Raw genomic sequence first — 12,126 nt, 5'->3', positions numbered from 1 at the left:
GATATGAGTTGCTCTTTTCTCTGACGTATCATTGCGTCATGTACTGCCGCTTCGTTCACGTCATACATCACCGCACTGCTCGCGCTTGCTGTTGCCTTTGCTGCCTCGAATTCACACTCCGCCAGGTCTTTGTGACGCTGAATCGGATCGTCTCGAGGCTTACTTAAAATCATTGGCTGCTGTGCGCATGCATACAGGAACGCGCACAAAATAACGGTGATGCGATACTTCATGATGCATCCCTCTTTGTTTATTGGGAGAGTCATTGTATCAACTCTATTTACCCACCCCTTGCCCATTAAAAACCCCCGGTTTCAGGCCGAGGGTTTCTTGCATCAGCTCGCCGCAAACTTCATCAGCTTGATTGCACGGAAGTCTCGCATGCCACCTCCCACGCGCTTCGTGCTGTAGAAAAGAACATGGGGTTTCGCGGTGAACGGATCCCGAAGCATCGATGTGTTGCGGTCAACGATGGTATAGGCTCGCTGGAAGTCCCCGAAGGCGATTGAGAGGCTATTAGCCGAAACGTCCGGCATATTCTCGTCTTCGTGCACTGGATAACCAAGCAGCGTTGACGGTTGTCCAGCTTCTAATCCCTCCTTCCAAATGTAATCATCGTTTGCGTTCTTGAATGTCCGGATCAGCTCAAGGGTATTGGTATTCATCGTCCAGGCTGCATTGATGCGGTACCGGGGCTTGAGAGAATGAACCAGCTTTATCAGCTTGTCGGAGGGATTGCTTGCAGCGAATGCTCCAGCAGCGCCAGAGGCGACATACTGCAGAGCGCTTTCTGCCCGTACTCCGTCAGCAGTGCTGGCAGTGTCATAGGTGAGAATCCCTCGCGGTTTATTGATCCCATCGCCGACAATGAACGCCTGGCCTTCACCCTCGCCGAATGCTTCAGCAAGCTCGTTGATCAGCCAGTTTTCCAGGTCGAAGTTATTGTCATCAAGCAAGCGTTGAGTCACCGCAGGGCTTGCGTAGACTTCTCCCATGGCTGGTTTCAGTTCTATAAAATTAGGGCCATCTGTCTTGGGTCTGGATTGAGTTTCACCCACCCATGAGTAAGTGGTGCCACCTACGCTATGGAGCATCGAATATTCACCGCTTTCGATCTTTACCACTCGCGCAATCTGCCGCATGGGCGAAAGCTCGCGCAGGGCTTTAGAGATGGTACCGTCGATCTGTATAGGAACAAGAAACCCGCCGTTCGGATCGTTATTGGTAGCCATGGCCTTTGCTTCAAGCCCACGCTCCCGGCCGGACCTCAGGTAGCCTAAGAAAGCCTGCTTGTGCTCTCTCTCTTCCGGATCTTCGGCACCATGGAACCCGGCGCCCGGTCTATTCGCCTTTTTTGCAAACTCGTTTAGAGCGGTCTCCAGATTCTTGATGCGCTCGTTTTGCGCATTCTTGAATTCACTGAATGCCTCGCCTTGCTTTTCGAGGATTTCCTTAATTTCATACATATGATAAAGTCCTTATAAAATGTTTTCGCCATACTCCAATTTTTGAAGTATGGCGTTATGATACAATGACTTATTCCCCGTTTAGGGGTAGCGGTGAATTACTTATTCAGATTTAATTTACACCAGGTAAATTTATTCCTGATGGTCTTAAAGGTGAGTTGTTGCCTGCCGGTGCGGGGGTGGTGGTAGGTGACTATTTGCCAGACTCGATCCACTTTCTCTATTGGGCTTGCTTCCGTGCCGTGCATATCTCGTCTCACGGCCTCAAGTTCCAATTCCTCTAAAAGCTGGTCAAAGGTAACTGGGTTTTCTATTTTGCCAAGCAACTTGAGAAGATAGCCCTTCAAGAATCCTGGCCTCTTCCCAAGTCGCTGCTGTTGTTCGAAGGACAGCCCTAAACGTACCAGATTCATGACGCGGTCCCGCTCAGGGCTGGGGGGTAAGGTTTTCTCGATGTAAGAAGGAATATTCACTTTCTTTCTTGCAATTGGGACACAGTCATTTTTGCTTTTTTGAGGCTGTAGCCCTGTGCCCTTAACTCCTTCTCGATCTTTCGCTTATGCAGTGCCCCGGCACGTCTGCTGCCTTTCAATATAGACGAGGCGAAGGCCCATCCCAGTCCTGTTAATTTACCCATGTCGACCTCTCTGCTCTGCGATAGGCCAGCAAGGGGCCACCAATCACTTTATTGTCCGGGCCCACCGCGAAGAGCTCCAGCCCGTTTACATCGGCCTGCAAGACAAGACGAGCCTTACCGTTGTTCACCAGGTCATCAACAATCTCACCGGCCTCCTTGTTCTGCCGACCGATTGCGATAACCATCAATTCCATAATTTGCAATGATGTTTTGACGCCATTTTCCAGCGTGTCCAGGATTTCTTTGTCTATTTCTTGAGTCATTTTTTACCTTTTTTGTTACGGTTTATGAAAGGAAAGCGGGGTGAGCGGTTTCCATTGCTATGGCTCAAAGAATGCACCTCCCCCCAGCTCATACTGTTTCTTCCCTCGCGTCATGAAGGCTCAGGTTGAGTTCTTTTGGCTCAGTCGAGGGATGAGTATTGCCTGCCGATTTAAATCGCTTGTAAGAGCCCATAGACAGAGCATCCTGTTTCAATGCCCTGAAACAAACCAACGCGTTATCAAAATCAGCCAGCGCAATGGTCAATGCTTCGTCATGCTCTTCCTCCGTAAAGCCGTGGAAGTCAGCGATGAAACGAACCAAATTAATGAGCTCCAACCGCGCAACATCCACCCCCTGTTTTTGGTGAGCTTGTTGCGCGTCTTTTTGGGAGCTTGTTGCGTGCTTGTTGCGTAGCTTGTTGCGCGCTAGATCGAGCAATGAAGCGGGTTTCAAGGGTGGTTGTTGCGTGCTTGTTGCGTAGCTTGTTGCGCAATATAGGGGTGGTTGTTGCGCGGTTGCGTTGCTAGGAAACGCAACACGCAACAAGCTCATTTCATCGGAAGAAATCATTGGCCTCTCCCTCTTGTTTGGTACTGATTCTTCCCCTTGGCCGTAGCTGCGTTTTGCAGTAAACCTGCAGCCTCTGCTTTACGCCATGCCCTGGATACGTTGGACTTGTTGATTCCCAGTTCCTCAGCTATCTCAGTTTGTGTGAGTCCATCATTGGCCAGGCTTATTACGCGATCGTACGTTGACTCTGAGACCGATCTCCATGCCCACGTACTCTGGCTACCCTCATCAACGGTCAATTTCGCTTCTATGGGATCAACATCGATACCAGAAAGATGGCGTGCTTTCTCGTAGTGAATTTCAAAGCGTGCCCCCTCGGCAGGGTCATAATCAGGAGGTCTGCGAAGTGCAATAACTGCGTCCAGCAAATCCTCGCGCTTCGACGTGCCGCGCTGCTGTCCGCCTTTGCCGGCGTGATGGATAAAGAGGATGCTTCGGCCAGCTTGCCGCTGGAGCAGGGCCCACTCTGAGACGCTAAGCCAGCTTTCCGCATCATTCTCACGGCCCCCGCCACGCACCAGGCAAGAGATGTTATCCAGCACTATGAGTTCTGCCTTTACATGCTCTGCAACAGCGCTAATTGTCTGCTGGCCTTCGCGGGTAGAGAGATCGGGCATTGCCCCATTCTGAAGGTCAGGAGTGACGATAGAGAGGAAACCCGGCTCCGGCTCTACGCCGCTTGATGCAATGATTCCCGCAAGCCGCTCCTGTAGTGCCGGTGCTGGCATTTCTCCATCTACCAGAAGAACGCGCCTTGGTTTCTCCGCTTCCCAGTTAAGAAAGTTTCCCCCACAGGCCACCGCGTAGCACACGTTGAGGCTTACGTATGTTTTGCCGACACCACGCCAGCCGTAGATCATGTTGAGGCTTTGGGTCATCAGCCAAGGCGCCATCATCGTGTCTCGAGGGGGCAGTTCCATTGCTATGAAGTCGTGAAGCCCCACCACCTGCAATTGCTGGGGAGCTTTGATTACCTTGGCCAATGCAGTAAAAGCAGCATTGGCTTCAGGTGTTGCCTCTACTGTTTCGAGCGCGTTTAGCATCATGCGGCCTCCGCGATCTTGGCACTTTCATACGGCTTGAGGATTGCCCAAGCATCGCCTGTACCGGCAAGATCAAATGCAAACGTGGCAAGGAAGCAGGGGTTAACCCGGGTTATCTCCTGTGCAACGGCATCCACTCGATGCGCGTCTTTGCTGCGGTAGGTTATTTGTACAGTCAGGCCAGCAAGGAATCTGAATTCAATCTCAGCAGGTGTGAGATCGTCTGGAATGATGATGCGGGGATAGGCTTTGCCCAGATCCCAATCGAAGGCAACTATCACCATCCTGGCAGGGGCTTTTCCTGCTTGCCGGATAGTCATTAACTGCTTGCCGTAGGGCGGCAGTCGTTTATAATATGGTTGCGGTTTAGTTTGGAAAGTCGCCCTGGTGCCCCCCAGGGCGTTTTCTTTTGTGCTCTTGATTACACCTCCCGGGCGGCCTTCGACTTTAATGAGTTCGTTCATTGGCAGCCCTCCTTTTCTTTTTCCATTAAGTCGTGGGTTAGAGCCGCCATCGTTCCAAGGGTGTAAAGCACATTCTCCTCGGCCAATCCACGGCAGCCCATCTCAACCGTATGCCCTAGTGCCCCGTGCTCTAGCATTGCGATAAAAACAATTCCTACCAGCTCACCGCTTTCGGCCATTCTCAATAGGTCGCGCAGCTTCTCAACGCAATCCGGGCGAACATTGGCCGCGTATGGACTATGTCTACGAATTGGTGTTACGGGGGCTAACTTCAGATGGGGTGTGACTTTTTGCGCGGACGCGCGTTTGGACTTACTCATGGTATGACTCCTAGTTATGCGGTTAATGTTTTCCGCTTTCCCCGCTGTCAAACGGGTGGGCGGATTCGTGCAGGTTGACAGACCGGAACTAGGACCGGCGAGCCTTTCGGCTCCCCACACGAACCACCCATAAACTGGGTATCCTGTATGACGGACGTAAAAAAACCGCTCAGAGGCGGTTGTCCGCCTAGTTTCACTGGCTGTCAAACCAGACCCCTGTTTCTCAGGGGCAGGGAAAGCATAATGCCGGGAGAGTGAAGGTGTCAAGGGTTGGTTTGATATACCTACAGTCGTGTAGGTGGCGAGTTCAGGATTGCGGCTCATTGTGCTATCCCCTGCAACGAAGCCAGCGCCTTCCTGAGCTGGCCAACGTTCCAAAATGTCATCCTACCGAGCCTGCTGGGCTGCGGGAGGCCGCCATCCTTTACCCGCCGCCACACAGTTGCAGGTGAGCAATCTAACAGGCCGCAGACGACCGGTTCTTTGACGTTGGCAGAATCGGGGAGTGAATCGAAGTGCTTGAGGGCATCAGGAATAACTTCTTCCTGCTTTACCCTTTTGCCTTGTTGAGACATGGTAAGTTTCTCCTTGAGTCGTACTGAAATGTACGAGGAGAAATGTATTTCAGGGCACCGGAGCTGTGTCCGATTCGGTTTTGGCAAAACCGATTAGGATTTGGATTAGACTTGACGGGGCTTTCGTGGCAGCTGGGCAACTGCCATTTTCAGGTATTTACGAACGGTATCATCGCTGAGAGAAATGCCCAGTTTTTCCAAGTCTTTTGTTATGTCCGAAACTGCATCGTTTTTTGAAGCAGTAGGATCGTAGCAATAGCCTTCGATGGCCATGCCGATTATCATTTTTAACAAGCTATTGCGTTCACTGTCTTTGAGAGTGTCCTGATGATTGATATTTTCTTCTTTAAGTATTGGCAAAAACTTACGTTCTTCCTCAGAAATACATTCCGCATATTCTTTTAATACGGGAGACAGATTATCTCTGAGAACCGCAAGACTTTTTTCAATCGATTCCCGCTTCCATTCCTCTTCGATATGTTGAAGTTCCTCAGCAACACCCGTATACATTCCTATCCGCCATAGCAAATTAGCAGCCCTACGTTGCCTTATCGTCATCCGGGCATGCTCGGGCTTCGAAGACAACTTCAATTCCTTGCCAAGCTGAATATCAATGGCGGCATCCCTGACTTGAAGGGTGCCGTATAAATTTGGCGGTATAAAATCTACCAGATCCCGCAACGCCATTTCTCGTACTTCTAGAAGCTCCCAGCCGTTCATTTCATCACTTCCTTCAAAGTGGCCTTCAATAGTTGCCACCCCAGGCGGTGAAGGTTTCCGCTTTTCTCCTGGGCGGGATAGGGGTGGCTTAACAGTTTATTGTTTTATTGCTGCCGCACGCCTGATTGGCACCACTTTATCAGCCTCGCCTCTATCGAGCTGCACCAACATCGCCGCCCAGGCCTCCAGCGCCGCCTTGCGTTCTTCGAAGTAGTCATGCCGGTTATAAATGCCCTCGATCCCCTTGATCTTGTGATTCAGGCAGCGCTCGGCGATGTGAGGCGCCACACCCAGGGCTTCAAGGTGGGTACGGGCAGTACGCCGCAAATCGTGGATAGTGAAGGGCTCCAGGCCGTGCTTGATCTTCGCCAGGGCTACGCTCAACGTGCTTTCCGCAATATGGGGAATCATCCGATCCTGCATCTTGCGCGCTGGCAATACCCACTTGCTAACACCTGCCAAGCGCTGCAACTCGCGCAGCCACTCTACTGCAACTGGTGGCAATGGTATGTCAATGGCAGATTCTGTTTTCGTGCGTTCTGCAGGCAGATACCAGACAGCTTTATCCAAGTCGAACTCAGACCACTTGGCGCCGATCAGCTCGCCCTTCCTCACAGCAAGCAGTAACAGCAGTTTGATACTAAGGTCGTTCTCTACGCTAAAGCCGTTTGCTTGCCGCATTGCTTCAAAGAGCGCAACCAGTTCCTCGCTCGTCAGCCAACGGGTGCGGCTTTTTTCCTTGCCGCCAGCATCGCTTGGATCAAATGCAGCCGCAGGGTTGTATTCGATGATGTGTCGCTTGATAGCATAGTTGAAAATGCGCTTAAGCCAGCGCAGTGTGTCGTTCGCTATGGAAGGCGCACCTCGCTTCATTACAGCCTTGAGCACATCATCAATGTGCCGAGGCTTTATATCCTCGACCTTCAGTCTGCCAATCGCCGGCTTAATGTCTTTCTCGATCCGGGCGCGCACGATATTTGGGTGTTTCCAACGTCCAGCTATCATCCTTTCAAAGTATTCGTCGGCCAGCTGCGCCATCGTGTAAGCATTCTTCTCCGCTTCCATCCTGGCAACAGCTTCACCCTTGCGCTGCTGTTTTTCTCCGGCCACGTCATAGCCAAGCGCAACGCGAGCGGATAGCTTCTTTGCCTCTTCTCTGGCATTAGCCAAGGACAAATCCCTATAGCTTCCCAGGCTCATTACCCTGGCTTTTCCTTCGAACCGATAGCGGAACCGCCAGGTGGGCACGCTTTCGTTTTGACGAAAACGTAGGTAAAGGCCACCTCCAACGCTTCGGCCTTCAAATCGCTCGCCCTTCTTTATCCAATTGCGGATTTCAATATCGGTGATTTTCGCCATGTTTACTCAATGTTCAGAATTTTATTTTTTTTGTGGGTACACACAAAAAGACGAAAAACTGCATGGACAGCGGGTTTCCGTGTGTACCCAGATTTTCGGCGTGAAACACTTAGGGGTACACGCACGGGTACAAGCGGATTCTGAGCTTTCCTGAAATGAATTGCAATGAACTGAAATGAAAAACGCCGCGTGAATAGCGGCTTTAAGGAAGTGAGAAGAATAATTTGAGACTACCTGAGTCTCTGTGAAACGTCACTCGATATTCTGCGCCTGTTCCCGCATTTGCTCGATCAATACCTTGAGTTCCACTGAAATTTTCGATACTTCCGCATCCACAGACTTCGCGCCAATGGTATTGGCCTCCCGGTTGAGTTCCTGCATCAGGAAATCCAGCCGCTTGCCGATCGCTCCGCCTTTCTCCAGAACGCGCTCTACTTCGTCGAAGTGCGCCTGAAGGCGCGACAGTTCCTCATCCACATCGATCTTGCTGGCGAACAATGTCAGTTCCTGACGGATGCGCTCGTCATCACAATTTATCATGGCTTCACACAGCCGGGCTTTGAGCTTTTCCTGAAATGTCGCCAGTAAAGCAGGAATGCGTGGACTGACTTCGGAGGCGAGTCGACGCATATTGCCCAGGCGTTCCAGCAATATCGCTTTGAGTTTTGCACCTTCACGACCACGGGCAGCGGTCAGTTCGTCCAGTGCCGCACCCAGCAACTCCATGCACGGTCCGAAAAGGTTCTCCGCGGAGGAGGATTCCGTACCCAATATTCCGGGCCAACGAAGGACATCTGCCACCGCCAGGCCCCGAGCCTCGGGCAGTACCGCTCTGACGGTACGGTCCAGTTCCAGCAATTTTTGCAACAAATCCGCATTAATATGCTGCAAATTTTCCGCGGGTGTAATCCGGGAAAAACTGACGCGGCACTCGATTTTTCCACGCTTGAGGCGGGCAGTCAGAAATTCGCGCATTGCGGCTTCCAGCTGCCGGAATTCATCGGGAAGGCGAAACTGGATATCGAGATAACGGCTGTTGACCGAACGAATCTCCAGATTCAGCGATCCTTGTGGAAGTTCCTTTGCGACCACGGCATAGCCCGTCATGCTGCAGATCCTGGCTAACTCTTCCACTCGATCATCCACTCGAAGGTCCTTGATGCGTTAAAATTGCGGGCTTACGGCATTATCGCATATCGTCGCTGCATCCAAAGGAAACGAATCAGGTGTTTCCGTGCAATCGAAAGGCGGCATGCGCGTTCGACTTATCCGGTGATGTATCACCGCTCAACTAACAGTGAAGGATATATTACAACTTATGCGTCCCAGTAAACGTCGCACGGATCAACTTCGCCCCGTTGGGATTACCCGGCATTACACTCGACATGCGGAAGGTTCGGTGCTGATCGAATGTGGAGATACCCGGATAATCTGTACGGCGAGCGTGGATGAGAAAGTGCCTCCTTTTCTACGGGGCAAGGGACAGGGTTGGCTCACAGCAGAATACGGGATGTTGCCGCGTTCTACTAATGAGCGCATGCAGCGGGAAGCCGCCAAAGGCAAGCAGTCCGGCAGGACGATGGAAATTCAGCGGCTGATCGGGCGCGCCTTGCGTTCGGTAATGGATTTGACAAAACTGGGGGAGCGCACGATTCAGGTGGATTGCGATGTGATCCAGGCTGATGGCGGTACCCGCACGGCGAGCATCACAGGCGCATTTGTAGCAGTGCATGATGCGGTAGAAACGCTGCTGCGCAAGCAGGCGATAGAAGTCACGCCAATCACCGGTCATGTTGCAGCAGTTTCAGTGGGCGTCTACGAGGGCGTGCCGGTGCTGGACCTCGATTATCTGGAAGATTCGCGCTGCGATACGGACATGAACATCGTCATGACGGATGACTTTGGCCTGGTGGAAATGCAGGGGACAGCCGAGGGCATGCCTTTCAGCCGGGATGATCTGGATATGATGCTGGATCTGGCGCAGCAGGGAATACGGGAATTGATCGTGGCTCAGAAAAACGCATTGAACAGATAGACAGATATGCAAAGACTGGTCATTGCCAGCAATAATTCTGGCAAACTGCGAGAAATTCGCCACTTGCTGGAACCTCTGGGAATCGAGGTGCTGCCTCAGTCGGCATTCGATTTTCCCGAAGCTGAGGAACCTTATTGCACTTTCGTTGAAAACGCGCTCGCTAAGGCACGGCACGCCAGTAAAAATACCGGGTTGCCAGCACTCGCCGATGATTCCGGCATTTGTGTCAATATCCTTGGCGGTAAGCCGGGTATCTTATCTGCGCGTTATGCAGGGGAACCGAAATCGGATGAACGCAACAATCAAAAGCTGGTCGAGGCGCTGCGAAACCAGAGTGACCGTCGGGCCTACTATTACTGCGTTATGGTGCTGCTGCGGCATCCTGAAGATCCGCAACCCATTATTGCCGATGGAAGCTGGCATGGAGAAATCCTGTTGAATCCCCGGGGTAGCAGGGGCTTCGGCTACGATCCCTATTTTTTTCTGGCAGACCTCGGCAAAACGGCGGCGGAACTGCCGATGGAGCAAAAAAACCGGATCAGCCATCGGGGAAAAGTCCTTGCCCAACTTGTCGAGAGGATCAGGCAGGAACAACCCTGATTTGCCTGCTTGCTACTTGGATTCAACCGTTATAGACACAGAAGAGAAAGACAATTTCAACCATTGCTGAAACAATGGCTCCTTTTGCTTGTCTCTTCGATTCATCATGACAGCAATTATTTCTCCCGCAGCAATTCTTGGTTCTCAGGCCCTCCAGCTGAAGTCTTTGCCCCCGCTGAGTCTTTACATCCACCTTCCGTGGTGCATGAAAAAATGCCCCTATTGCGACTTCAACTCCTATGAAGTTCGCGACCGGAGTGACGGCATGCCGGAGGCTGAGTATGTAGCAGCCCTCATTCGCGACCTGGAAGCTTCGCTGCCACAGATATGGGGGCGAAAGGTCATCAGTATTTTTTTCGGGGGTGGAACGCCGAGTTTGTTCAGTCCCCGCTCCATAGATGCGATTCTTGGCGCCGTCAGGGCTTTGCTGCCGCTTGAGCACTTGGCTGAAATAACGCTGGAGGCCAATCCCGGAACGTTCGAGGCGCAAAAATTTGCGGATTTCCGAGTCGCAGGGATCAATCGCCTCTCCATCGGCATTCAGAGTTTCAACGCCAGGCACCTTACATCACTCGGCCGCATACACGACGACAAGGATGCCCGCCGCGCTGTCGAAATCGCACAAAAGAACTTCGACAACGTGAATCTCGACCTGATGTATGGCTTGCCAAGCCAGACGCTGGAAGAAGCACGGGACGATATCGAGACAGCCGTTGCTTATGGCCTACAGCATATTTCTGCTTATCATCTGACCCTGGAACCCAATACATTGTTTCATCGTTACCCGCCCTCCTTGCCCGACGATGAGCTGACGGCGGACATGCAGGCAATGATCGAACAGACGCTTGCGCGGGAAGGTTATGCACATTATGAAACGTCGGCCTTTGCCCGGCCTGGACGTGAATCTCGTCATAACATGAACTACTGGCTATTCGGAGATTATCTGGGGATTGGTGCCGGCGCGCACAGCAAAATAAGCTTCCGGGACAGGATAGTGCGCCAGATGCGCTACCGGCAGCCGAAGGAGTATCTGGCCAAATCTGCACCCGAAATATCATCTGACCCCCCTATCATGGAGCAGCACGAAGTAGGACGGAATGATCGCGCGTTTGAATTCATGATGAACGCACTACGCCTGACCGATGGGTTTACCCCGCAAATGTTCATTGAACGTACAGGACTGGCTCTCACTCACATCCAGCGTCAGCTCGATGAGGCGGAACGGAGACAACTGATAACACGGGATTTTCAGCGCATCGCACCTACTCTGACTGGCAGGCGGTTTTTGAACGATTTGCTGCAGATTTTCCTCCCCAGGCAAAGCCGGGTATAAGCATCTTCAGCCGGTCTGCTTTTTCCGAAATATCACATCCCAGACCCCGTGTCCGAGTCGCAAGCCCCGCTGCTCGAATTTGGTCATTGGACGATATTCCGGGCGCGGCGCATAACCAACCGCGGTATTGGTCAAATGCGGTTCACCGCTCAATACCTTCAGTATCTGCTCTGCATAATCCTCCCAGTCGGTCGCCACATGGATATAGCCACCGGGTTTCAGGTGGTTGCAAAGCAGGGCAACGAATTCCGCTTGTATCAGCCGGCGCTTGTGATGGCGCGCCTTGGGCCACGGGTCGGGAAAGAAAATGTGCACCCCATCCAGGCACTCAGGACGCAAAGCGTGTTGCAGGACCTCAACCACATCGTTCTGGATAATGCGTATATTCGTAAGTCCCAGTTCTTCCACTTGCTTGAGCAGGCTGCCCACGCCGGGCGTGTGGACTTCAACAGCTAAATAATCGTTCTGCGGATGCGTCTGTGCGATCAGCGCTGTGGTTTCGCCCATGCCGAAGCCGATCTCCAGGAATTTAGGCACACTTCTGCCGAAGACAGGGTCCAGTTCAAGCAGTTTCCCGGAATAAGGAATGCCGTATTTCGGCATCAATGTTTCATGAGCGCGTCGCTGCGCGTTTGAAAGGCGTCCTTGGCGAAGAACGAAGCTGCGGATGGAACGATGGGGGGAATGTTCAACCATTTGATATGTCTGGAAAGGACAGGTGGGGGGTGAAAAATCCTTTC

At 52.1% G+C, this 12,126-nt stretch carries 16 protein-coding genes; 3 read left to right on the top strand and 13 right to left on the bottom strand.

Annotated elements, in window-relative coordinates:
• The 12 genes from AC52W5_RS06140 to AC52W5_RS06085 form a co-directional block, all read right to left on the bottom strand.
• Positions 1-233: hypothetical protein (locus tag AC52W5_RS06140; RefSeq protein ID WP_495670356.1), on the bottom strand; the 233-nt coding region annotated here is incomplete at its 3' end.
• Positions 234-335: 102 nt separating this feature from the next.
• Positions 336-1,466, bottom strand: coding sequence for a phage major capsid protein (locus AC52W5_RS06135; RefSeq protein ID WP_495670355.1), 1,131 nt, complete (start codon positions 1,464-1,466; stop codon positions 336-338).
• Between the two features lie 98 nt (positions 1,467-1,564).
• Positions 1,565-1,879 (bottom strand): hypothetical protein, encoded by a 315-nt coding sequence (locus AC52W5_RS06130; protein ID WP_495670354.1) that lies wholly within the window; start codon positions 1,877-1,879, stop codon positions 1,565-1,567.
• Between the two features lie 211 nt (positions 1,880-2,090).
• Entirely contained in the window at positions 2,091-2,366 is a 276-nt protein-coding gene (locus tag AC52W5_RS06125) for a hypothetical protein (RefSeq protein ID WP_074709264.1), read from the bottom strand.
• Positions 2,367-2,454: 88 nt separating this feature from the next.
• Positions 2,455-2,937: a hypothetical protein gene (locus tag AC52W5_RS06120; protein WP_495670353.1), complete on the bottom strand. Its 483-nt coding sequence runs from the start codon at positions 2,935-2,937 to the stop codon at positions 2,455-2,457.
• Positions 2,934-3,983 (bottom strand): AAA family ATPase, encoded by a 1,050-nt coding sequence (locus AC52W5_RS06115; protein ID WP_495670352.1) that lies wholly within the window; start codon positions 3,981-3,983, stop codon positions 2,934-2,936. The genes AC52W5_RS06120 and AC52W5_RS06115 overlap by 4 nt, the downstream gene beginning before the upstream one ends.
• Positions 3,980-4,444 carry a hypothetical protein gene (locus AC52W5_RS06110; protein WP_495670351.1) on the bottom strand — a complete coding sequence of 155 codons (465 nt, stop codon included), beginning with the start codon at positions 4,442-4,444 and terminating at the stop codon, positions 3,980-3,982. The genes AC52W5_RS06115 and AC52W5_RS06110 overlap by 4 nt, the downstream gene beginning before the upstream one ends.
• Positions 4,441-4,764, bottom strand: a complete 324-nt coding sequence (locus tag AC52W5_RS06105) for a hypothetical protein (RefSeq protein ID WP_495670350.1) — start codon at positions 4,762-4,764, stop codon at positions 4,441-4,443. The genes AC52W5_RS06110 and AC52W5_RS06105 overlap by 4 nt, the downstream gene beginning before the upstream one ends.
• A 320-nt stretch (positions 4,765-5,084) precedes the next feature.
• Positions 5,085-5,339 (bottom strand): helix-turn-helix transcriptional regulator, encoded by a 255-nt coding sequence (locus AC52W5_RS06100; protein WP_495670349.1) that lies wholly within the window; start codon positions 5,337-5,339, stop codon positions 5,085-5,087.
• Positions 5,340-5,444: 105 nt separating this feature from the next.
• Positions 5,445-6,098 (bottom strand): hypothetical protein, encoded by a 654-nt coding sequence (locus tag AC52W5_RS06095; protein ID WP_495670348.1) that lies wholly within the window; start codon positions 6,096-6,098, stop codon positions 5,445-5,447.
• A 57-nt stretch (positions 6,099-6,155) separates the two neighbouring features.
• Positions 6,156-7,418 carry a tyrosine-type recombinase/integrase gene (locus AC52W5_RS06090; RefSeq protein WP_495670347.1) on the bottom strand — a complete coding sequence of 421 codons (1,263 nt, stop codon included), beginning with the start codon at positions 7,416-7,418 and terminating at the stop codon, positions 6,156-6,158.
• 252 nt (positions 7,419-7,670) lie between these two features.
• Positions 7,671-8,525: a YicC/YloC family endoribonuclease gene (locus tag AC52W5_RS06085; protein ID WP_495670346.1), complete on the bottom strand. Its 855-nt coding sequence runs from the start codon at positions 8,523-8,525 to the stop codon at positions 7,671-7,673.
• Positions 8,526-8,736: 211 nt separating this feature from the next.
• Between AC52W5_RS06085 and rph the strand changes: the two genes are divergently transcribed.
• The 3 genes from rph (at position 8,737) to hemW (ending at position 11,386) form a co-directional block, all read left to right on the top strand.
• A complete protein-coding gene (gene rph, locus AC52W5_RS06080) occupies positions 8,737-9,453 on the top strand; it encodes a ribonuclease PH (RefSeq protein ID WP_495670345.1) in 717 nt (238 codons plus the stop codon).
• A gap of 6 nt (positions 9,454-9,459) precedes the next feature.
• Entirely contained in the window at positions 9,460-10,053 is a 594-nt protein-coding gene (gene rdgB / locus AC52W5_RS06075) for an RdgB/HAM1 family non-canonical purine NTP pyrophosphatase (RefSeq protein WP_074975318.1), read from the top strand.
• Between the two features lie 106 nt (positions 10,054-10,159).
• The gene (gene hemW, locus AC52W5_RS06070; RefSeq protein ID WP_495670344.1) at positions 10,160-11,386 is read left to right on the top strand and encodes a radical SAM family heme chaperone HemW; all 1,227 of its coding nucleotides are present in this window, start codon (positions 10,160-10,162) and stop codon (positions 11,384-11,386) included.
• 6 nt (positions 11,387-11,392) lie between these two features.
• Here hemW and trmB read toward each other — a convergent pair whose 3' ends face one another.
• Positions 11,393-12,082, bottom strand: coding sequence for a tRNA (guanosine(46)-N7)-methyltransferase TrmB (trmB, locus tag AC52W5_RS06065; protein ID WP_074975316.1), 690 nt, complete (start codon positions 12,080-12,082; stop codon positions 11,393-11,395).
• Positions 12,083-12,126 lie beyond the last annotated feature (44 nt).

This window comes from Nitrosospira sp. CT, from assembly GCF_059489795.1.
The sequence above is the reverse complement of the archived record's forward strand: the minus strand, read 5'-3'. Positions and strand labels throughout refer to the sequence as shown.

Excerpts from the sequence above, each read along its gene's own strand:
- AC52W5_RS06090 (WP_495670347.1), bottom strand. The coding sequence starts at position 7,418 with ATGGCGAAAATCACCGATATTGAAATCCGCAATTGGATAAAGAAGGGC.
- AC52W5_RS06105 (WP_495670350.1), bottom strand. The coding sequence starts at position 4,764 with ATGAGTAAGTCCAAACGCGCGTCCGCGCAAAAAGTCACACCCCATCTG.
- rph (WP_495670345.1), top strand. The coding sequence starts at position 8,737 with ATGCGTCCCAGTAAACGTCGCACGGATCAACTTCGCCCCGTTGGGATT.
- trmB (WP_074975316.1), bottom strand. The coding sequence starts at position 12,082 with ATGGTTGAACATTCCCCCCATCGTTCCATCCGCAGCTTCGTTCTTCGC.
- rdgB (WP_074975318.1), top strand. The coding sequence starts at position 9,460 with ATGCAAAGACTGGTCATTGCCAGCAATAATTCTGGCAAACTGCGAGAA.
- AC52W5_RS06085 (WP_495670346.1), bottom strand. The coding sequence starts at position 8,525 with ATGACGGGCTATGCCGTGGTCGCAAAGGAACTTCCACAAGGATCGCTG.
- AC52W5_RS06120 (WP_495670353.1), bottom strand. The coding sequence starts at position 2,937 with ATGATTTCTTCCGATGAAATGAGCTTGTTGCGTGTTGCGTTTCCTAGC.
- AC52W5_RS06130 (WP_495670354.1), bottom strand. The coding sequence starts at position 1,879 with ATGAATCTGGTACGTTTAGGGCTGTCCTTCGAACAACAGCAGCGACTT.
- AC52W5_RS06100 (WP_495670349.1), bottom strand. The coding sequence starts at position 5,339 with ATGTCTCAACAAGGCAAAAGGGTAAAGCAGGAAGAAGTTATTCCTGAT.
- AC52W5_RS06110 (WP_495670351.1), bottom strand. The coding sequence starts at position 4,444 with ATGAACGAACTCATTAAAGTCGAAGGCCGCCCGGGAGGTGTAATCAAG.
- AC52W5_RS06125 (WP_074709264.1), bottom strand. The coding sequence starts at position 2,366 with ATGACTCAAGAAATAGACAAAGAAATCCTGGACACGCTGGAAAATGGC.
- hemW (WP_495670344.1), top strand. The coding sequence starts at position 10,160 with ATGACAGCAATTATTTCTCCCGCAGCAATTCTTGGTTCTCAGGCCCTC.
- AC52W5_RS06135 (WP_495670355.1), bottom strand. The coding sequence starts at position 1,466 with ATGTATGAAATTAAGGAAATCCTCGAAAAGCAAGGCGAGGCATTCAGT.
- AC52W5_RS06115 (WP_495670352.1), bottom strand. The coding sequence starts at position 3,983 with ATGATGCTAAACGCGCTCGAAACAGTAGAGGCAACACCTGAAGCCAAT.